Source organism: Nocardioides sp. BGA-UO-ETr-FS32 (assembly GCF_059567905.1).
Genome location: NZ_JCAQOX010000013.1, coordinates 244,471 through 263,811, shown reverse-complemented (window position 1 = coordinate 263,811; position 19,341 = coordinate 244,471). Strand labels below are relative to the sequence as shown.

The 19,341-nt window shown below is 70.8% G+C and carries 18 protein-coding genes and 2 tRNA genes; 2 read left to right on the top strand and 18 right to left on the bottom strand.

The genetic code is table 11. The annotated features are described in order from the left end of the window. Positions 1-13: 13 nt before the first annotated feature. From AC57BS_RS06465 to AC57BS_RS06455, 3 genes are read right to left on the bottom strand one after another with little or no spacing between them, the layout of a single operon-like run. Positions 14-424 carry a DUF4233 domain-containing protein gene (locus AC57BS_RS06465; protein WP_496410618.1) on the bottom strand — a complete coding sequence of 137 codons (411 nt, stop codon included), beginning with the start codon at positions 422-424 and terminating at the stop codon, positions 14-16. Next, positions 421-1,791, bottom strand: a complete 1,371-nt coding sequence (gene folC, locus AC57BS_RS06460) for a bifunctional tetrahydrofolate synthase/dihydrofolate synthase (protein WP_496410617.1) — start codon at positions 1,789-1,791, stop codon at positions 421-423. Before folC ends, AC57BS_RS06465 begins: the two co-directional genes overlap by 4 nt. 49 nt (positions 1,792-1,840) lie before the next feature. Continuing rightward, positions 1,841-2,782: a GNAT family N-acetyltransferase gene (locus tag AC57BS_RS06455; RefSeq protein WP_496410616.1), complete on the bottom strand. Its 942-nt coding sequence runs from the start codon at positions 2,780-2,782 to the stop codon at positions 1,841-1,843. 77 nt (positions 2,783-2,859) lie between these two features. Here AC57BS_RS06455 and valS point away from each other — a divergent pair, with 77 nt between their 5' ends. Beyond that, positions 2,860-5,490, top strand: coding sequence for a valine--tRNA ligase (gene valS, locus AC57BS_RS06450; protein WP_496410615.1), 2,631 nt, complete (start codon positions 2,860-2,862; stop codon positions 5,488-5,490). 162 nt (positions 5,491-5,652) lie between these two features. On the opposite strand, the gene AC57BS_RS06445 is transcribed toward valS, so the two are convergent. From AC57BS_RS06445 to AC57BS_RS06425, 5 genes are all read right to left on the bottom strand, one after another. Further along, on the bottom strand, positions 5,653-6,312 hold the full coding sequence (locus AC57BS_RS06445; protein WP_496410614.1) for a hypothetical protein: 660 nt from the start codon (positions 6,310-6,312) through the stop codon (positions 5,653-5,655). A gap of 141 nt (positions 6,313-6,453) precedes the next feature. Beyond that, positions 6,454-7,734: an ATP-dependent Clp protease ATP-binding subunit ClpX gene (gene clpX, locus AC57BS_RS06440; RefSeq protein WP_496410613.1), complete on the bottom strand. Its 1,281-nt coding sequence runs from the start codon at positions 7,732-7,734 to the stop codon at positions 6,454-6,456. A gap of 148 nt (positions 7,735-7,882) precedes the next feature. After that, positions 7,883-8,491, bottom strand: a complete 609-nt coding sequence (locus AC57BS_RS06435; protein ID WP_496410612.1) for an ATP-dependent Clp protease proteolytic subunit — start codon at positions 8,489-8,491, stop codon at positions 7,883-7,885. Between the two features lie 2 nt (positions 8,492-8,493). Further along, positions 8,494-9,114 (bottom strand): ATP-dependent Clp protease proteolytic subunit, encoded by a 621-nt coding sequence (locus AC57BS_RS06430; RefSeq protein ID WP_496411253.1) that lies wholly within the window; start codon positions 9,112-9,114, stop codon positions 8,494-8,496. Positions 9,115-9,239: 125 nt separating this feature from the next. After that, a complete protein-coding gene (locus tag AC57BS_RS06425) occupies positions 9,240-9,665 on the bottom strand; it encodes a MarR family winged helix-turn-helix transcriptional regulator (protein ID WP_496410611.1) in 426 nt (141 codons plus the stop codon). Positions 9,666-9,689: 24 nt separating this feature from the next. On the opposite strand from AC57BS_RS06425, the gene AC57BS_RS06420 reads away from it, so the two are divergent. After that, on the top strand, positions 9,690-10,853 hold the full coding sequence (locus AC57BS_RS06420; protein WP_496410610.1) for a phosphotransferase: 1,164 nt from the start codon (positions 9,690-9,692) through the stop codon (positions 10,851-10,853). Positions 10,854-10,919: 66 nt separating this feature from the next. On the opposite strand, the gene tig is transcribed toward AC57BS_RS06420, so the two are convergent. The 10 genes from tig to metG all read right to left on the bottom strand — a co-directional run bounded on the left by tig (position 10,920) and on the right by metG (position 19,283). After that, the gene (gene tig, locus AC57BS_RS06415; protein ID WP_496410609.1) at positions 10,920-12,320 is read right to left on the bottom strand and encodes a trigger factor; all 1,401 of its coding nucleotides are present in this window, start codon (positions 12,318-12,320) and stop codon (positions 10,920-10,922) included. Between the two features lie 167 nt (positions 12,321-12,487). Next, positions 12,488-12,560: transfer RNA gene (locus AC57BS_RS06410), tRNA-Pro, on the bottom strand. Between the two features lie 46 nt (positions 12,561-12,606). Then, a tRNA-Gly gene (locus tag AC57BS_RS06405) sits at positions 12,607-12,680 on the bottom strand. Positions 12,681-12,798: 118 nt separating this feature from the next. Then, positions 12,799-13,854 (bottom strand): PP2C family protein-serine/threonine phosphatase, encoded by a 1,056-nt coding sequence (locus AC57BS_RS06400; RefSeq protein WP_496410608.1) that lies wholly within the window; start codon positions 13,852-13,854, stop codon positions 12,799-12,801. Further along, the gene (locus AC57BS_RS06395; RefSeq protein WP_496410607.1) at positions 13,851-14,771 is read right to left on the bottom strand and encodes an Fpg/Nei family DNA glycosylase; all 921 of its coding nucleotides are present in this window, start codon (positions 14,769-14,771) and stop codon (positions 13,851-13,853) included. The genes AC57BS_RS06400 and AC57BS_RS06395 overlap by 4 nt, the downstream gene beginning before the upstream one ends. Then, positions 14,764-15,270 carry a ribose-5-phosphate isomerase gene (locus AC57BS_RS06390; RefSeq protein WP_496410606.1) on the bottom strand — a complete coding sequence of 169 codons (507 nt, stop codon included), beginning with the start codon at positions 15,268-15,270 and terminating at the stop codon, positions 14,764-14,766. Before AC57BS_RS06390 ends, AC57BS_RS06395 begins: the two co-directional genes overlap by 8 nt. 60 nt (positions 15,271-15,330) lie before the next feature. Beyond that, entirely contained in the window at positions 15,331-16,203 is an 873-nt protein-coding gene (locus AC57BS_RS06385; RefSeq protein WP_496411252.1) for an alpha/beta hydrolase, read from the bottom strand. Then, entirely contained in the window at positions 16,203-16,844 is a 642-nt protein-coding gene (locus AC57BS_RS06380) for an NADPH-dependent F420 reductase (RefSeq protein ID WP_496410605.1), read from the bottom strand. Before AC57BS_RS06380 ends, AC57BS_RS06385 begins: the two co-directional genes overlap by 1 nt. Positions 16,845-16,859: 15 nt before the next feature. Next, on the bottom strand, positions 16,860-17,441 hold the full coding sequence (locus tag AC57BS_RS06375; protein ID WP_496410604.1) for an LURP-one-related family protein: 582 nt from the start codon (positions 17,439-17,441) through the stop codon (positions 16,860-16,862). Positions 17,442-17,450: 9 nt separating this feature from the next. Next, entirely contained in the window at positions 17,451-19,283 is a 1,833-nt protein-coding gene (metG, locus tag AC57BS_RS06370) for a methionine--tRNA ligase (protein ID WP_496410603.1), read from the bottom strand. Between the last annotated feature and the right edge of the window lie 58 nt (positions 19,284-19,341).

Sequence of the window (19,341 nt, the reverse complement as noted above, 5' to 3'; positions counted from 1 at the left end):
CTAGCGAGGACGCTCAGCCCTGCTCTGCGTGGTACGCCGCCCACGCCGCGGCGCGCTCGCGCTCGATCTTGCGACCGAGCTGGTCCGCGGCCGTCCACAGCATCGCGAAGACCACGCCGAGGACGAACATCACCGGCACGACGAAGCCCAGCGCGACGGCCGCGACCTGGACGACGTAGCCGGCCAGGTAGGCCCACTCGGCACGCAGCATGCCGGCGAGGAGCAGGCACACGACGGCCAGGCCGAGGCCCACGGAGAGCGCCAGCGAGGTGTCGACGTCGGCGATCGTGATCATCACGGGGGTCGTCAGGCCGAGCGTGACGGCCTCGAGGCTCAGCACCGCCGCGGCCATCCCGCGACGCGGCGAGCGCTCGGTGTTGGTGGGCACGTCCTCGGGTGCGGCCTCAGGTGCCGGGTCGGTCATCGGCGCCCCTTCAGCAGGCCACGCGCCTCGCCGACGGTCACCACGGACCCGGTGACCAGCACGGCGCCGGACCCGATCGAGACGTTGATCGCCTCGCCGGCCTCGGCGAGGGTGGCTGCCCGGTCGATGGCCTCGGCGAGGTCGGGGACGACGCTGACCCGGTCCTCCCCGAACACCTCGGCCGCGGCGCGGCCGAGGGCCGCGGCGGACATCGACCGCGGCGTCGAGTTCTGGGTGCAGACCACGTGCTCGAGGTAGGGCTCGAAGGCGGCCAGCACGCCCTCGGCGTCCTTGTCCTCCATCACGGCCATCACCCCGATGAGCGGACTGAAGGAGAACGAGTCGTCGAGAGCGGCGGCGACCGCCTCCGCGCCGTGGGGGTTGTGCGCGGCGTCGAGCACGATCGTGGGGCTGCGGCGGATGATCTCCAGCCGCCCCGGCGAGGTGACCTCCGCGAAGGCGGCGCGCACCAGGTCGTCGTCGAGCTCGCCGGTGCCGAACGACTCGACCGCGGCGAGCGCGACGGCGGCGTTCTGCGCCTGGTGGGCGCCGTAGAGCGGCAGGAACACGTCGTCGTAGCGGGCGCGCAGGCCCTGCAGCGAGACGACCTGTCCACCGACGGCGGGGGTGCGGGAGACCACGCCGAACTCCATCCCCTCGCGGGCGATGGTGGCGCCGACCTCGGCGGCGCGCGCGAGCAGCACGGCGGCCGCCTCCGGGGTCTGCTCGGCCAGGACAGCGACGGACCCGGGCTTGATGATGCCTGCCTTCTCGGCGGCGATGGTGGCGGGATCCTCGCCGAGGTACTTGGCGTGGTCGACCGCGATCGGCAGCACGACCGCGACGTCGGCGTCGATGACGTTGGTGGCGTCCCAGCTGCCGCCCATGCCGACCTCGACCACGGCCACGTCGACGGGCGCGTCGGCGAATGCGGCGTACGCCATGCCGACGATGGTCTCGAAGAAGCTGAGCGGGTGCTCCTGCTCGGAGTCGACGAGGTGGGTGTAGGGGGCCACGTCGTTGAAGGCCCGCACGAACGCCTCGTCGTCCAGCGGCTCGCCGTCGATGCTGATCCGCTCGCTCATCCGCTCCAGGTGGGGCGAGCTGAACCGGCCGGTGCGCAGGTCGAGGGCCTGCAGGAGCGTCTCGATCATCCGGCTGGTGCTCGTCTTGCCGTTGGTGCCCGTCAGGTGCACCGACCGGAACGAGCGCTGGGGCTCCCCGAGGAGCTCGGTGAACGCCTCGATCCGGTCCAGGCTGGGCTCGAGCCTGGTCTCGGGCCAGCGGGACAGCAGGGCGTCCTCGACCTCCTCGAAGGTCTCGGCGAGCCGGGGGGCGTCCTGCTGGTCAGGGAAGGCGTCAGTCATGGCTCCTCGAGTCTAGGGACTGTCGCCAGCAGGTGACGATCCACTGGGGCTAGGACGTGGTCGACCGCCTGACGAGGTGCTCGGCCATGTCGACCACCGGCTCGTAGCCGAGGCCGGCGTAGATCTTGTTGGACGTCGGGTTGGCCCGGTCGGTGAACAGGCACATCCGGTGCCCGGCCTCGAGCCCGCGTCGGGTCAGCTCGCCCACGACGTACGACGCGATGCCGCGCCCACGGTGCTCGCGGGGCGTGTAGACGGGACCGATCCGGGAGACGCCGTACGACGGGAGGCCGGCGCCGGTCAGGTGGGCCACCGTGCCGTCGGGCAGCTCCCAGAGCCACTCGACGCCCTCGCGGATCCGGACCAGCACGCTGTCGAGCGTGTTGTGCTCCCCGGAGGTCGGGTCGGGCTCGCGCCCGGCCTGCTCGTCGGCCTCCTCGTGGAACGCGGTGAACCACGCGAGCACGAGGGCGGCGTCGTCCTCCGTCGCGAGCCGCAGGCGACCCTCCGGCGCCGGGGGCACCTCGACCGAGGTGGCCTCCCACAGTCGCGTGCCCTTGTCGACGAGCAGCTCACCGCCGGTCAGCTCGGCGGTGGCGCGGGCCAGCACCTCCGCGCCCGGCAGCGCACCGTTGGCCCCGCCGAGGAACTCCCCCCGCTCGTGCAGCACCACGGCGAGCGCGCGGGCGGCGGCGTCCGGCATCGGCATCGCGAACGTCGGGTGGGGCTTGAACGGCGCGGTCCGCATGACGGCGCTGACCGCCTCGCCGGCGGGGTCGCGCACGACGAGCCACCAGCGCTCGAACGGCGCGCCGACCCCGGTCCAGGAGTCGTGGCCGTCGGCGAGCTCCCGGGCGGTCCGCTCGCTCACGCTCGCGATGACGCTCCCGAGCACGGGGTCGGTCCCGAGGAGCTGCCCAGCCGCGTCGAGGAAGGATCGCGGGTCGTCGAAGAACTCCAGTGCGTACGCGCCGCCGAGGTCGTGGTCCATACCGGGACGCTAGGGCGCGGACGGCCTGCGTCGATACTCGTTTTCGCGGGCCGGAGGCCCGTCAATAGACTCAGAGCATGACTGAGAACCCCAGCACCCAGGCCCCGGACACTGGTCCGACGACAGCGAGCACCGACCAGCGTGCCGTCGTCGTACCGGAGCGTCCGGCGCTCGAGGGTCTGGAGGACAAGTGGTCCCGCGCGTGGGCCGACAACGACACCTACGCCTTCGACCGCACCCAGCCGCGGGAGAACGTCTACTCGATCGACACTCCCCCGCCGACCGTCAGCGGATCACTGCACGTCGGCCACGTCTACTCCTACAGCCACACGGACCTGATCGCGCGCTACCAGCGGATGCAGGGCAAGGCCGTCTTCTACCCGATCGGCTGGGACGACAACGGCCTGCCGACCGAGCGGCGCGTGCAGAACTACTTCGGCGTCCGCTGCGACCCGACGCTGCCCTACGACCCCGACTTCACCCCGCCCGAGAAGCCTGACCCCAAGAAGCAGGTCGCGATCAGCCGGCCCAACTTCATCGAGCTGTGCGAGCAGCTCGTCGTCGAGGACGAGAAGGCCTTCGAGGCACTGTGGCGCCAGCTCGGCCTGTCGGTCCAGTGGAACCCGACCTACACCACGATCGGCGACCACTCCCGCACCGTCAGCCAGCGGGCCTTCCTGCGCAACTACGCGCGCGGCGAGGCGTACCTCTCCGAGGCGCCGACGCTCTGGGACGTCACCTTCCAGACCGCGGTCGCGCAGGCCGAGCTCGAGGCCCGCGACTACCCCGGCGCCTACCACCGGATCGCGTTCCACAAGCCGGACGGCAGCCCCATCCACATCGAGACGACCCGTCCCGAGCTGATCCCGAGCGTCGTCGCGCTGATCGCCCACCCCGACGACGAGCGCTACCAGGACGTCTTCGGCACCACGGTCACCTCGCCGGTCTTCGGCGTCGAGATCCCGGTCCTCGCGCACCCGGCGGCCGAGCCCGACAAGGGCGCCGGCATCGCGATGTGCTGCACCTTCGGTGATCTCACCGACGTCATGTGGTGGCGCGAGCTCAGCCTGCCGATCCGCACGGTCGTCGGCCGCGACGGACGCCTCGCGCGCGAGACGCCCGAGTGGCTGGCCGCCGGGCCCGCCGCCACGGCGTACGCCGAGATGGCCGGCAAGACCACCTTCAGCGCACGCGAGGCGATGGTCGGCCTGCTCCGCGAGTCGGGCGACCTCGACGGCGAGCCGAAGGCGACCCAGCGGATGGCGAACTTCTACGAGAAGGGCGACAAGCCGCTCGAGATCATCGCCACCCGCCAGTGGTACATCCGCAACGGCGGCCGTGACGCGGCGCTGCGCAAGGAGATGCTGGTCCGCGGCGAGGAGATCACCTGGATCCCTGCCCACATGAAGCACCGCTACGACAACTGGGTCGGTGGCCTCAACGGCGACTGGCTGATCTCGCGCCAGCGGTTCTTCGGCATCCCGTTCCCGGTCTGGTACCCGCTCGACGCCGACGGCGAGCCCGACCACGACCACCCGCTGATGCCCACCGAGGACCAGCTCCCGGTCGACCCGTCGACCCAGGCGCCCGAGGGCTACACCGAGGACCAGCGCGGCAAGCCCGGCGGCTTCGTCGGCGACCCCGACGTGATGGACACCTGGGCGACGTCCTCGCTCACCCCGCAGATCGCGGGGATGTGGGAGGTCGACGACGACCTGTTCTCGCGGGTCTTCCCCTACGACCTGGCCACCCAGGCCCACGACATCATCCGCACCTGGCTGTTCTCCCGCGTCGTCCGTGCCGACTTCGAGCACCAGGTCGTCCCGTGGTCGCACGCGATGATCTCGGGCTTCATCGTCGACCCCGACCGCAAGAAGATGTCGAAGTCCAAGGGCAACGTCGTCGTCCCCACCGACATCCTCGACAAGTACGGCGCCGACGCCGTCCGCTGGCGCGCCGCCATCGGCCGCCCGGGCATGGACTCGCCCTTCGACGAGTCGCAGATGAAGGTCGGTCGACGGCTCGCGATGAAGGTCCTCAACGCCTCGAAGTTCGTCCTCGGCAACGTCGGCGCCACCGAGCTCAGCCCGGCCGCCGTCAGCGCCCCGGTCGACTGCGCCCTGCTGGGCCGCCTCGAGGTCGTCGTCCGCAGGGCGACCGAGGCGTTCGACGCCTACGACTACACCACCGCGCTCGAGGTGACCGAGAAGTTCTTCTGGGAGTTCTGCGACGACTACCTCGAGCTCGTCAAGGAGCGTGCGTACGACGCCGAGGGCGGCCCGGGCACCGACTCCGCCCGCGCCACGCTGGCGATCGCCCTCCACGTCCAGCTGCGGCTGCTCGCGCCCTTCCTGCCGTACGCGACCGAGGAGGTCTGGTCGTGGTGGCAGGGCGGGTCGATCCACCACGCTGCGTGGCCCACGGCCGCCGACCTCGGCTCCGCCGCGGCCTCGCAGCCCCTGGTGCTCGACGCCGTGGCCGCCGCCCTCACCGGCATCCGCGGCGCCAAGTCGCAGGCCAAGGCCAAGATGCGCGCGCCCCTCTCTCGCGTCGAGATCACCGGCCCGACCACGCTGATCGAGGCCGCGCAGCAGGCGCAGGACGACCTCCGGGCCGTCGGCACCATCGTCGGCGACCTCGACTTCGTGGCCGACGAGTCGGCGACCGAGCTGCGGGTGACCGCGGAGCTGGCGCCCACCGAGGACTGACCACCACAGATCCCCCTCCCGGGCCGCTGGTCGGCCCGCGAGGGGGATCTGTGCGTCTCGGGGTGCGCGGCGCGTCGGACAGGAGGAACCCGCCTCGCCCCTCAGCCGTACGCTCGCGGAGCGCGCGGAGCCGGACTTCGTCCTGTCCGACAGGCCGTGCGGTCAGCCCTTGCCGTGACCCTTGGCGGCGTGCGCGGCGTGCGCGGCAGCCTTGACCGCGTCCCGCTCGGCCTTGCGGGCAGCCTTGTCCGCCTCGTGCTCAGCCATCCGGGCGGCCTTGCGGGCGGCCCTGGCTGCCTGACGCTCAGCCTTCCGGGCGGCCCTGGCTGCCTGACGCTCGGCCTTGCGGTCCGCCTTGGCTGCCTCACGCTCGGCCTTGCGGGCGGCCTTGGCTGCCTCACGCTCGGCCTTGCGGGCGGCCTTGGCCGCCTGATGCTCGGCCTTGCGGTCCGCCTTCGCAGCCTGACGCTCGGCCTTGCGGTCCGCCTTCGCAGCGTCCCTGGTGTCCGAGGACGCGACGGCGGTGGACGGCTCGCTGGTCTGCCCTGCGGTCTGCTCGGTGGTCTGATCCGCGGGCTGCTCAGCGGCAGAGGCGGGCGCGGCGCCGGCGACGATCGCCGTCAGCGGCTGGGCGCTCAGCTCCGCAGGGATGCTCACGGGCGCGTCCTCGGCGACGACCTCGACAGTCGGAGCCTCCGCGCGATGCTCGACCGGTGCAGCGATGGGCTTGCCGGGCTGGACGAGGTCGTCGAGCCCGAAGCCGCGACTCACCGACAGCGACATCAGGACGGCACAGAGCACCGCTACGAGAGCGAACCCCACGAGTGGCCGCTTCTGGTCAACCCCCACCGGGTCCCCTTCCCACATGCAGACGAGACGCCAGTCTCCACGGGCCATGACGCGTGTCCCACGTCCATGGCCCGGAATAGTCCGAAATGACTAGACCGGCATGGTCACAGTGGGTCAGGCGGACTTCTTCTTGCGCCCCTCGGACTCGCGGAGCACCAGGGTCGGGGCGACGTCGTTCTCGACGGTCTCGCGGGTGACGATCACCTTGGCGACGTCACCGCGGGAGGGCACGTCGTACATCACGTAGAGGAGGACCTCCTCGATGATGGCGCGCAGGCCGCGGGCGCCCGTGCCGCGCTCGAGCGCCGCCTCGGCGATCGCGTCGATGGCGTCGTCGTTGAACTCGAGCTCGACGCCGTCGAGGTCGAAGAGCTTCTGGTACTGCTTGACGAGCGCGTTGCGCGGCTCGGTGAGGATCTGCACGAGCGCCTCACGGTCGAGCTTGCTCACGCTCGCGATCAGCGGCAGGCGACCGATGAACTCGGGGATCAGCCCGAACTTGGTCAGGTCCTCGGGGCGGACCTGGGCGAGCAGGTCGTCGGCCTCGCGCTCGGCGGCACCTCGCACCTCGGCGGTGAAGCCGAGGGACTTCTTGCCCACGCGCTGCTCGATGATCTGCTCGAGGCCGGCGAAGGCGCCACCGACGATGAAGAGGATGTTGGTGGTGTCGATCTGGATGAACTCCTGGTGCGGGTGCTTGCGACCGCCCTGCGGGGGCACCGACGCGGTCGTGCCCTCCAGCATCTTGAGCAGCGCCTGCTGGACTCCCTCACCGGAGACGTCGCGCGTGATCGAGGGGTTCTCCGCCTTGCGGGCCACCTTGTCGATCTCGTCGATGTAGATGATGCCCGTCTCGGCCTTCTTGACGTCGTAGTCGGCGGCCTGGATGAGCTTGAGGAGGATGTTCTCGACGTCCTCGCCGACGTAGCCCGCCTCGGTCAGCGCCGTCGCGTCGGCGATGGCGAACGGCACGTTGAGCATCCGCGCGAGCGTCTGGGCGAGGTAGGTCTTGCCGCACCCGGTCGGTCCGATGACGAGGATGTTGGACTTGGCGACCTCGACCACGTCGTCCTTGGCCTTGCCGGAGACCGGCTGGAGCCCGGACTGGACGCGCTTGTAGTGGTTGTAGACCGCGACGGCCAGGGACTTCTTGGCGTGCTCCTGGCCGATGACGTAGGAGTTGAGGAACTCGAAGATCTCCTTGGGCTTCGGGAGCTCCTCGAGGCTCACCTCGGAGCCCTCGGCGAGCTCCTCCTCGATGATCTCGTTGCAGAGCTCGATGCACTCATCGCAGATGTAGACGTTGGGGCCAGCGATGAGCTTCTTGACCTGCTTCTGGCTCTTGCCACAGAAGTTGCACTTCAGCAGGTCGCCGCCGTCACCGATACGTGCCACGAGTCGTGTCCTCCAGTCTCGCCGGATGGGGGCTCCGGCACTCCACACCTTGCACTGTGCTGCCTTGCGACGAGCCCCACGACGGTACCCCGTGCCGGCCCCTTGCGGGGGCCGGACACGAGATGTCGGGGGCGCTCATTTCCGCGCCTCAGGCGAGGACGGGGGTGCCCTTGCGGGACTCGATCACCTGGTCGATCAGGCCGTACTCGACAGCCTGCTCCGCGGTCAGGATCTTGTCGCGCTCGATGTCAGAGCTGACCTGCTCGATGCTCTTGCCGCTGGAGTCGGCGATCATCTGCTCCAGGAGCTCGCGCATGCGCAGGATCTCGTTGGCCTGGATCTCGATGTCGGAGGTCTGGCCGAACGTGCCCTCGGTGTAGGGCTGGTGGATCAGGATGCGGCTGTTGGGCAGCGCCATCCGCTTGCCCTTGGCTCCGGCGCCCAGCAGGATCGCCGCCGCGGAGGCCGCCTGGCCCAGGCACACGGTCTGCACGTCGGGCTTGATGAAGCGCATCGTGTCGTAGATCGCGGTCAGCGCGGTGAACGATCCGCCGGGGCTGTTGATGTAGATGCTGATGTCGGTGTCGGGGTTCATCGTCTCCAGGCACATCAGCTGGGCGATGACCGCGTTGGCCACGTCGTCGCTGATCGGGGTGCCGAGGTAGATGATGCGCTCCTCGAACAGCTTGGCGTAGGGGTCGATGCGGCGGAAACCGTAGGAGGTCCGCTCTTCCCACTGGGGGATGTAGTAGTTCATGTTCAGTCCTTCTGCGTCGAGCTGGATTGGCGGGCCGGGCGGCCCTCGTCAGCGGCTTCGCGGGCGCTGGTGATGACCTGGTCGACCAGGCCGTACTCGACGGCCTGGTCGGCGGTGAACCACCTGTCACGGTCGGCGTCGGCGACGACCTGCTCGACGGTCTGGCCGGTGTGCTCGGCGATGAGGTCGAGCAGCACCTTCTTGATGTGGAGCGACTGCTGGGCCTGGATCTTGATGTCGGAGGCCGAGCCGCCCATGCCCGAGGAGGGCTGGTGCATCATGATGCGCGCGTGGGGAAGGGCGTAGCGCTTGCCCTTGGTGCCGGCGCAGAGCAGGAACTGGCCCATCGACGCAGCCAGGCCCATGCCGACGGTCGCCACGTCGTTGGGGATGTAGTTCATCGTGTCGTAGATCGCCATGCCGGCGTCCACGGAGCCGCCGGGGCTGTTGATGTGGAGGAAGATGTCGGCCTCCGGGTCCTCCGCGGACAGCAGGAGGAGCTGCGCGCAGATCGCGTTGGCGTTCTGGTCGCGCACCTCGGAGCCGAGGAAGACGATGCGCTCACGGAGGAGGCGCTGGTAGATGTGGTCGTCGAGGCCATACATCCCACCGGCGCCGTTCATCTCGGGCGAGAGGGCTGGGCTGGAGTTCTGGTTCACGCTGGCGACACTAGCCGGAAGGTCGGACACTTCCACGCGCTAACCCACCCTGTTCGCCCACAGCGGATTCGTGTGCCGCGCACGGGCCCTCACCCGAGCGCGACCTCCTCGAGCACCTCGCGGAACACGCGCCACCGCTCGGCACCCACCTGCGCGGCCCAGGCGTCGTCGCACGCCCGGAGCACGGCAGCGGACCGCGCGAGCGCCGTGCGACCGCGGTCGGTGACCCGTACGACGCGCGCGCGGGCGTCGTGGTCGGCCACCGCGACCTCGACCATGCCGAGGGCCTCGAGCTGCCGGACGAACTGGCCACAGCCCTGCGTGGTCATCTCGGCGCACTCGGCGAGCTCGCTGATCGTGAGCCCCTCGGGCGGCAGCCACTCCAGCACCCGCAGCTGGGACGGACGCAGCTCGGGGGCCTGCTCGGCGAGCTGCTCGCGCAGCCGGCCGAAGACCATCCCCATCAGCATGGGCAGGTGGGGCTCCGTCGCGGGGAGCCTCTTGACGCCGGTCATGAAAGCAACTTACCTTTTCTGTTCATGAAAGCAACTTTCACGCCGTCGTCGGGAACGGACCGGCGTGAGGTGCTCGGAGCCGACGACGTGAGCGACGCCGAGCTTGCCGCGATGGTGGCGGACCTCTGGGGAGTCGACACGGTGGACCTGCTCGACTCGAGCGCGGAGCCCGTGGCGTACGACGTGCCGTCGATCCTGACCGGAGCCCGCACGTGGGTGCGCGGCCACGCCGATGCCGGCCACGGGCCGCGTGGCTTCACCCTGTTCGTCAAGCGCGTGCACAACTGGCGCCACTCCCCCGCGTTCGCCGGCGTGCCGCCCGAGATCGGCGAGTGGGCGGCGGCCTCGGTGCCGTGGCGCGCCGAGCCCCTCCTCTACGCGTCGGACCTCGCCGACCGGCTGCCCGACGGACTGGAGATGCCGCGCGGGCTCCGGGTGGAGGAGCGGCCGGACCAGACGGCGGTCGTGTGGATCGAGGCCGTCGAGACCGACCCGGTCGGCTGGAGCCCCGACGACAGCGTACGAGCGGCGCGCCTGCTCGGGCGGCTCTCCGCGAGTCCGGCCGTCGCACCCCTCGCCGGCATCGACCCGCAGCCGTGGCACATCGACGACTTCGTCGCCGGACGGCTCGCCTACACCGTCCTCCCGGGCCTGTACGACGAGGCGACCTGGGCGCACCCGTGCGTGGCCGAGCACTTCGGCGAGCTCCGCAGCGGCCTGGAGGCGACGGCGCGCCACCTCGACGTCCTGGCCCGAGAGTTCGCCACGTCGCGCCACCTCGCCGCCCACGGCGACGCCTGCCCCAACAACCTGCTGCGTCGCGAGGGTGACCCGGGGTTCACCCTCATCGACTTCGGCTTCTGGCGTCGGCAGCCGGTCGGCTTCGACCTGTCGCAGCTCCTCGTCGGCGACATCCAGATCGGGCGGGAGGACGCCGACGACCTGCCCGGGCGTGCCGCCGCCTGCGTCGAGGCGTACGCCGCGGGCCTCGCGGACGAGGGCCTCGACGTCCCCCTGGCCGAGGTCCGGCGCAGCCACGCCGTGTGCCTCGCGCTGTTCAACGGCCTGCCGAGCCTGCCGCTGGAGATGCTGGGCAGCCCCGACGACGCCGCCCTCGACCACTGGTCGCGGCAGCGGGCCGCGATCGCCCGCTACTCCCTCGGCGTCCTCGCCGCCACCGACACCTGAGGAGCCGCAGGGACGACGAACGGCGCCCGCCCCCGGAGGAACGGGCGCCGTCGCGCGTGGTGCTGGTCAGGCCTTCTCGGAGTCCTCCGCGGTCTCCTCGGCAGCATCGGCGTCCGCGGGGGCCTCGTCGACGGGCTCGCCGATGGTGCCGTCGGGGCGCAGGTTCTTCAGCTCGACCACGTTGCCCGAGGCGTCCTTGACGGTCGCGGCCTCCACGATCGTCGCGAGCGCCTTGCCGCGCAGGATCTCCTGCACGAGCTCGGGGATGTGGTTGTGCTCGAACATGTGGTTGGCGAACTCCTGCGGGTCCTGGCCGGACTGCTGGGCGCGCCGCACGAGGTGCTCGGAGAGCTCGGCCTGGTCGATGCCGAACTCCTCCTTCTTGGCGATCTTGTCGAGGATGAACTGGGCGGCGACGGCGTCGCGGACCCGGCGCTCGAGGTCGGCCTCGAACTCCTCCTGGGTCTGGCCCTCGTCCTCGAGGTACTTGTCCATGGTGATGCCGGCGAAGCCGAGCTGCTGCTCGACGTTGGCGCGGCGGGCGTTGAGCTCGTCGGTCACCATGACCTCGGGCAGGGGGATCTCGACCTTCTCCAGCAGGGCCTCGAGGACGGCGTCGCGGGCGGCGGCGGCCTGCTCGAGGCGCTTGCCGCGACCCAGGCGCTCGCGCACGTCAGCGGTGAGCTCCTCGGCGGTGTCGAACTCGGAGGCGAGCTGGGCGAACTCGTCGTCGTACTCGGGCAGCTGCTGCTCCTGCACGGCGGAGACCTTGACGGTCACCTGGACCGGCTCGCCGACCAGGTCGCCACCGACGAGCTCGGAGTCGAAGGTCTTCTCCTCACCGGCGGACATGCCGGCGAGCGCCTCGTCGAGGCCGTCGATCATGCCGCCGCGGCCGACCTTGTAGGACATGCCGGTGACCTCGCCGCCCTCGACGGTCTCGCCGTCCCTGGCCGCGAGGAGGTCGATCGTCACGAAGTCGCCGTCGGCGGCCGCGCGCTCGACGGGGACCAGGGTGCCGAAGCGCTCACGCAGCGCCTCGACCTGCTCCTCGACGTCGGCGTCGGAGATCTCGACGTCGTCCACGCTGGCCTCGAGGCCGTCGTAGGCGGGCAGCTCGAAGTCGGGCTTCACGTCGACCTCGGCGGTGAACTCGAGGGACTCGTTGTCCTCGAACTTCGTCACCTCGATCTCCGGCTGGGCGAGGGGCTCGAGGTCGTGCTCCTGCAGGGCAGCCATGTACTGCTGCGGGACGACGGCGTTGATCGCCTCGTCGAGGACCGGGCCGCGACCGATCTGGCGGTCGATGACCGCCGGCGGGACCTTGCCGCGGCGGAAGCCCGGGACGTTGATCTGCTTCGCGATCTTCTGGTACGCCGCGTCGAGGCTCGGCTTGAGCTCCTCGAAGGGCACCTCGACGGTCAGCTTGGCCCGGGTCGGGCTCAAGGTCTCGACGGCGCTCTTCACAAATGTCTCCTGATGCTGATGGTCGTGGGGTGACGTGCGGCAGCGCCCGGGCACGCGCCCGGCGACCGCAAACCCGATGAGTCTATCGACGCCGTGGGCACACGCCGAATCACGCCCACACCGTGCCGCAAGCCCTGGGACAGGAGGTCACGGGAGGGACAGGTGGGTCGGGGCGACAGGACTCGAACCTGCGGTCTCCTGCTCCCAAAGCAGGCGCGCTAGCCACTACGCTACGCCCCGCCAAACGGGCCCTGCGCGCCTCGAGGCCAAGGCGCGGGAGCCAGCTTGGAGCGGATGACGGGAATCGAACCCGCGTAGCCAGTTTGGAAGACTGGGGCTCTACCATTGAGCTACATCCGCATACACGGGGCTCCGCCCCCGTGGGCCCCCGAAGAACCTCTCGGGCGGGGTGCGCTGCCTCGTGCGGGTGTCATGGTGCCACACCTGGGAGCGCGCGCCGCAACCGGCTCGCGCGGGGTCAGCGGCGGTGGACGAGCAGCAGCGCGCGGTCGTCGTTGCGGGAGCCGAGCGCCTCGACGAGCCGGGTGGCCCCGCCCTCGAACTCCCCCCGCAGCAGTCGCTCGGCCTGGCCGAGCATCCGGTCGATGCCCAGGGCGATGTCGCGGTTGCGCGTCTCGACCATGCCGTCGGTGTAGAGCAGCAGGGCGTCGCCGTGGCGCATCTCCCCCGACGTCGCGGGGAAGTCGGCGCCGTCGATGAGGCCCAGGATCGGCCCCTCGGACTCCAGGACCTCCCAGCGCCCCGAGCCGGCGTGGCGGAGCGCGGCGGGCGGGTGGCCGGCGCTGCGGACGTCGAAGTGGCCGGTCTCGAGGTCGAGGGAGAGGTGGATCGCGGTCGCGAAGCCCTCGTCCCAGTCCTGCTGGAGCAGGAACCGGTTGGCGCCGGCCAGGAACTCGCTCGGCGGCAGTGCGCTCAGCAGCCCGCCGATCGCCCCGCAGAGGAGCAGCGCCCGGGTGCCCGCGCCCTGGCCCTTGCCGGAGACGTCGACCACCGCCACCTCGAGGCGACCCTCGACCCGAGAGGCGACGACGAAGTCCCCCGCGAAAGGCGTTCCGCCGGCCGACCGCAGCTCGGAGGCGGCGTACCACTCGTCGGGGAGGTCCGGAATCCCGCCCTGGCTCAGGATCCGGTCGCGCAGGTCGACGAACATCATCTCGCCCTGGATGCCCGCGACGCCGAGGCGCGAACGCCGGAACGAGGACATCAGCACCATGAAGCCCAGGCCGAAGATGATCACCACGGTGAGGGCGATGCGGACCGAGATGTCGTCCTGGGTGGGCACGACGAGCGCGAGCACCAGCAGCACGAACACGACGAACCACGGCAGCTGCCGGGGGCCGAGCACGAGGCTCGACACGACGAGCGGCACGAGCAGGGTCACGAGCGGCATGCTCTCGTCGAACTGCCAGATGGCCAGGCCGATCAGGACGGTCGCGACCACGAGCAGCACGAGCACGCGCGATCCCCGTGGGACGACCCGTCCCACGGCTGCGCCCAGCGATGGAGAACTCACGACCGAGCTCCTCCCACTGCACCAGGCCCCTTGCTCGGAGATCGTACGGCCCGCGAGCGGAACTTCGGTTGGCATTGCGGACACCAGAAGATGTTGCGCCCCACGAGCTCACCTGTGCGGACGGTGCTGGTGCAGACCAGGCACGGCATCGAGGTGCGGCGGTAGACGTAGACCTCGCCCCCGTGGTCGTCGCGGCGGGGCTCGCGACCCATCGCCTCCGGGGTGTGCTCGGGGCGCACCGTGTCGATGCGGCCGGTGCGCACGCCCTCGGCCATGAGCTCGACGAGGTCGGCCCACATCGCCTGCCACTGGCTGACGCGGAGGGTGTTGCCCGGGCGCAGCGGGTGGATGCGGTGCCGGAACAGCACCTCGGCGCGGTAGACGTTGCCGACCCCCGCGAGGACCTTCTGGTCCATCAGCAGGTCGCCGATCGCGCGAGGGCTCCTCGAGATCCGCCGCCAGGCCAGGTCGGGGTCCGCGTCGGCGCGGAGCGGGTCCGGGCCGAGCCGAGCGAGCACCTGCTCCCGCTTGGCCGGACCGATGAGGTCGCACAGGATCGCGCCGCGCAGGTCGGCGTACGCCGGGGGGCGCGGGTCGTCCGCCCCGCTCGGGACCGCGACCGTGACCAGGCGCAGGCGTACGGCTCCGACCGGGGCCGGCACCTCGTGCCCGCCCGCGTCGAGGACGTGCACGTCGAAGCGTCCGATCAGGCCGAGGTGGACGTGGATGAAGCGCTCGCCCTCGAGCTCGACGAAGAGGTGCTTGCCGGCGGACTCCGCGCCGACGAGGCGCGAGCCGTCGACCTGCTCCGCGTCGGCGGCGAAGCGCCCCTGCGGCGAGGTCACCCGTACGGCACGACCGGCGAACGCAGCGGCGAGGTCGTCAGCCAGCTTGCGGAGGGTGTGCCCCTCAGGCATCCGGGCCGCGAAGGGCCGACTCGGGCAGCGGGGGGAGCTCCTGGGTCTCGTCGTAGGTCGTCAGCTGGCCGATGCGGCGCACGTGGCGCTCGTCGCCGGAGAACGGGGTGGTCAGGAACACCTCGACGAAGCGGGTCATCTCCTCCAGCGAGTGCATCCGGCCGCCGACGGAGACGACGTTGGCGTCGTTGTGCTCGCGCGCGAGCGCGGCGGTCTCCTCGGACCAGGCCAGCGCGCAGCGGATGCCCTCGACCTTGTTGGCCGCGATCTGCTCGCCGTTGCCCGAGCCGCCGATCACGACGCCGAGGCTGTCCAGCCCCTCGGCCCGGTCGGCGGCGACTCCCTCTGCTGCTCGGAGGCAGAAGCACGGGTAGTCGTCGAGGGCGTCGTAGACGAAGGGACCGTGGTCGACGATCTCGTAGCCCTGGTCGACCAGCCAGGTGACCAGGTGGTCCTTCAGGTCGAGGCCGGCATGGTCGGAGCCGAGGTGAACGCGCATGGGATGAGTTTGGCAGAGCGGACGGACGCCTCCCCCGCCGGTCCGGGCGGTCGCGTCAGCTCACGCGAGGTGCTGGTCGAGCCAGCCCGCCACCTGCCGGACCAGCGGCTCGGACGCGGTGAACTGCGCGTGCCGCCAGAAGCCGTGGGTCTGGCCGAGGCAGCGGATGCCGACCGTCTCGACCCCCGCCTCGGCGATGCGCCGCGCGAGCTCCTCGCCCTCGTCGCACAGCGGATCGGCCTCCGCGGTCGCGACGAAGGTCGGCGGGAGCGTGTGCAGCCGGTCGGACAGCAGTGGCGCGAGGTCGGGGTCGTCCCAGTCGGCCTCGCTGCGGGCGTACTGCTGCCAGTACCAGGTCGCCTCGGCGGGGTCGAAGCCCGTCGCGGCCCCCACCTCCCAGGACGGGAAGCTGGTGCGCGGGTCGAGGAACGGGTAGACGAGGGCGACGGCGTGGAAGAAACCGGGGTTGCGCAGCGCCGCGACCAGTGCGAGGTTGCCGCCGGCGGAGTCGCCGTGGGCGGCGTACGGCCCCTGCGGTCCGTGGCCGTCGCGCAGCCAGCGCACGACGGTGTCCAGGTCGTCGGGGGCCGCGGGGAACGGGTCCTCGGGTGGACGGCGGTACTCCACACTCAGCACCGCGCGCCGGCCCCGGTTGGCCATCCGCCGGCAGATGCCGTCGTGGACGTCGACGTCGTTGAGGACGAAGCCGCCGCCGTGGGCGTGCACGACCAACCCGGGAAGCGGGTCCTCGGGTGTGAACAACCGGCACGGCACGCCGTCGGCATCGAGGTCCTCGACCGAGGCGACGTCCTCGCGGGGCTGGCGCAGGTTGAACCGGCGCACCTTCTCGCGGTGGCCGGCGAGGTCGAAGCCCGGCGCGCGGAGGTCGGGGCTGGTGTCGGCTGCGACCGCGGCACGGACCTCCGGGTACATCACGTCGCCCGCACCACCTTGAGGTTGAACTCGGCCGTGCCCAGAGACCCCATCAGGCGCAGCCACAGCGGCAGCCACATCTCCACGCCGCGCGAGGTCTCGATGCCGCCGAGGTCGATCACGTCGCGGTGGCCCAGCTCGGCCAGCACCCCGGCGACGAGGCGCTTCGCGTCGGCGTCGTCGCCGCTGACGAAGACGCTCGTCGGCTCGGGCAGACGGTCGGGGTGGGCCATCAGCTCGGCCGTCAGGGTGTTGAGCGACTTGACCACGCGCGCGTCGGGGAAGGCCCGCTGGACCTGCTCCCCCAGCGAGTCGGTGTCCTTGACGCTCATCGTCGGCGGGAACCCGGCGGAGAAGTCGAGCGGGTTGGAGATGTCGAGGAGCACGACGCCCGCCAGGTCGCCGGCCTGCGCGAGCAGGTCGAGCGCACTCGCGCCGTTGCCGGCGTGCACGACGAGGTCAGCGCCCGCCGTCGCCTCGGCGAACGTGCACAGCTCGACGCCGGGCAGCTCGCTCCACCCCTCGCGTGCCCGGGTCGTCGCCGGGTCCCGGGTGCCGAGGCGTACGACGTGGCCGAGCTCGGCGAGTCGCGGGGCGATCGTGACACCGACCATTCCGGTGCCGAGGACTGCGACCTGCATGACGACCTCCTGGGGCTAGCGGGACATGAGTGCGTCGAGTGCCACTGCGACGGCGGCCGCCACGCGGAAGTCGACCCGCTGGTCCGGGACGGTGACGCGGTAGCGGTCGCCGAACGACATCTTGCGCTCGACGGAGAAGAGCGGGCTGCCCGCGGAGTCGACGAAGTCGAAGTGGATCGGGATGAAGTCGAGGTCGGCGAAACGGCGCAGCAGCCCGACGACCTGGTTGCGCTCCTGGCCGGTGCCGGTGTAGCCCGGGCCCTCGATGTGGAAGGTGGAGCGCAGCAGCGAGGCGCCGAAGTCCTTGCGGAAGAACCCGATCTGAGCGCCGGACTCGTCGGTGATGTCGTAGCCGGCGTTGAGGTCGAGCTTCTTGCGGGCCTTGAAGCCGAAGACGGGACGCGCCTTGCTCGCGTCGGAGAAGAACGTGACCTGCTCCTTGAAGGCCATCCGCTTCTGCTCGGCGAGCGCCATCAGCCGCGTCGGGTTCCCGGCCTCGTCGGACTCGGAGACCTCGTAGCGGTTCACCATCAGGGTGAGCTTCTGCTTCACCACGAAGTGGGGCAGGTACATCTCGGCAGTGCTTCCGGCGGACATGTGCCGAGCCTAGTCAGCCACCGCGCGGGCGAGCTCCTCCTCGACCACCGAGGGGTCGAGCTTGGTGAAGACCGGCGTCGGCTTGTCGACCTTCGCACCGACGGTGACCGGCCGCGACTCCCAGGCGGGGGTCGCGGTGTACTCGCCGGTGATGATCGAGTAGGACGTGTGGCCGGCGCCGTTGTCGGGCTCGAGCTCGTCGACCTGCTCGATGCGCGGCATCGGCATGAACTCGCCCTCGCCGCCCAGCACCGCGTGCACCTTGTTGGCCGAGTGCGGGAGGAACGGGGACAGGAGCGTGTTGCAGTCGCTCACGCACTGGGCCGCGACGTGGAGGACGGTGCCGAGGCGCTCGCGCTGCGACTCGTCCTTCATCTTGTAGGGCTCGGTGACGGTGAGGTACTTGTTCACCTCGCCGACGACGCGCATCGCCTCGGCGATCGCGGCGCGCAGCCGGTGCTTCTCGACGAGGCCGCCCACGGTGTCGAAGCCGCCGCGGACGGTCGCGAGCACCTGCTCGTCGACCTCCTCGAGCGTCCCGGCCGCCGGGATCTCGCCGAAGTTCTTCGCGATCATCGTCGCGGTGCGGTTGACCAGGTTGCCCCAGCCGGCCACCAGCTCGGAGTTGTTGCGGGTGACGAAGTCGGCCCAGGTGAAGGCGGCGTCGGAGGTCTCCGGCCCCGCGGCGCAGATGTAGTAGCGCAGCGGGTCGGGGCCGTAGCGGGCCAGGAAGTCGCCGACGTAGATGACGTTGCCCCTGCTGGTGGAGAACTGGGAGTCGCCGAAGGTCAGGAACTCGCTGGAGACCACCTCGGTCGGCAGGTTGAGGGTGCCGAAGGTGCCGGGCTCGCCGCCCTTGGCGCCCTCCCCGTTGTAGGCCAGGAGCTCGGCCGGCCAGATCTGGGAGTGGAAGACGATGTTGTCCTTGCCCATGAAGTAGTAGGACTCCGCCACCTCACCGTCGGCCGTCGGGTTCCACCACTCACGCCACTTCTCGGGGCTGGTCCCCTCCTTCTCGGCGAGCCGACGGGCCCACTCGATCGAGGCGGAGAGATAGCCGATGACGGCGTCGAACCAGACGTAGAGGCGCTTCGTCGGCTGGTCCTCCCAGCCGGGGACCGGGATGCCCCAGTCGATGTCGCGCGTCATCGCGCGCGGCCGGATCTCCTTGAGGATGTTCTGGCTGAACTTGATGACGTTGGGGCGCCACAGGCCGGTGGCCTCGCGCTGGTCGAGCCACTCCCCCAGCGCGTCGGCGAGCGCGGGCAGGTCGAGGAACCAGTGCTGGGTGTCGATGAACTGCGGCGTCTCCCCGTTGATCCTCGACTTCGGCTCGATCAGGTCGGTCGGGTCGAGCTGGTTGCCGCAGTTGTCGCACTGGTCGCCGCGCGCGCCGGCATACTTGCAGATCGGGCAGGTGCCCTCGATGTAGCGGTCCGGGAGCGTACGGCCGGTGGACGGGCTGATCGCGGTCTTCGTCGTCTCCTCGACCATGTAGCCGTTGCGGCGGCAGGTCTCGAACATCTCCTGCACCACGGCGTAGTGGTTGCCGGTGGTCGTGCGGGTGAACAGGTCGTAGGACAGCCCGAGGCCGCAGAGGTCGTCGACGATCACCTGGTTGTACTTGTCCACGAGCTCGCGCGCGGGCACGCCCTCGTTGTCGGCGAGCACCAGGATCGGCGTGCCGTGCTCGTCGGTGCCGCTGACCATCAGGACGTCGTGGCCTGCCATCCGCATGAACCGACTGAACACGTCGGAGGGCACGCCGAAACCGGCAACGTGGCCGATGTGGCGCGGGCCGTTGGTGTACGGCCAGGCGACGGCGGACAGGACACGAGTCATGGGGCAAGACTAGTGAGGCTCGCGAGCCGGTTCCGAGCCGGTACCGCGGCGACCGCGC

Bases quoted from the DNA above. Each gene is read 5' to 3' on its own strand.
- AC57BS_RS06465 (WP_496410618.1), bottom strand. From the start codon at position 424: ATGACCGACCCGGCACCTGAGGCCGCACCCGAGGACGTGCCCACCAAC.
- folC (WP_496410617.1), bottom strand. From the start codon at position 1,791: ATGACTGACGCCTTCCCTGACCAGCAGGACGCCCCCCGGCTCGCCGAG.
- AC57BS_RS06455 (WP_496410616.1), bottom strand. From the start codon at position 2,782: ATGGACCACGACCTCGGCGGCGCGTACGCACTGGAGTTCTTCGACGAC.
- valS (WP_496410615.1), top strand. From the start codon at position 2,860: ATGACTGAGAACCCCAGCACCCAGGCCCCGGACACTGGTCCGACGACA.
- AC57BS_RS06435 (WP_496410612.1), bottom strand. From the start codon at position 8,491: ATGAACTACTACATCCCCCAGTGGGAAGAGCGGACCTCCTACGGTTTC.
- AC57BS_RS06430 (WP_496411253.1), bottom strand. From the start codon at position 9,114: ATGAACGGCGCCGGTGGGATGTATGGCCTCGACGACCACATCTACCAG.
- AC57BS_RS06425 (WP_496410611.1), bottom strand. From the start codon at position 9,665: ATGACCGGCGTCAAGAGGCTCCCCGCGACGGAGCCCCACCTGCCCATG.
- AC57BS_RS06420 (WP_496410610.1), top strand. From the start codon at position 9,690: ATGAAAGCAACTTTCACGCCGTCGTCGGGAACGGACCGGCGTGAGGTG.
- AC57BS_RS06395 (WP_496410607.1), bottom strand. From the start codon at position 14,771: ATGCCTGAGGGGCACACCCTCCGCAAGCTGGCTGACGACCTCGCCGCT.
- AC57BS_RS06390 (WP_496410606.1), bottom strand. From the start codon at position 15,270: ATGCGCGTTCACCTCGGCTCCGACCATGCCGGCCTCGACCTGAAGGAC.
- AC57BS_RS06385 (WP_496411252.1), bottom strand. From the start codon at position 16,203: ATGTACCCGGAGGTCCGTGCCGCGGTCGCAGCCGACACCAGCCCCGAC.
- AC57BS_RS06380 (WP_496410605.1), bottom strand. From the start codon at position 16,844: ATGCAGGTCGCAGTCCTCGGCACCGGAATGGTCGGTGTCACGATCGCC.
- AC57BS_RS06375 (WP_496410604.1), bottom strand. From the start codon at position 17,441: ATGTCCGCCGGAAGCACTGCCGAGATGTACCTGCCCCACTTCGTGGTG.
- metG (WP_496410603.1), bottom strand. From the start codon at position 19,283: ATGACTCGTGTCCTGTCCGCCGTCGCCTGGCCGTACACCAACGGCCCG.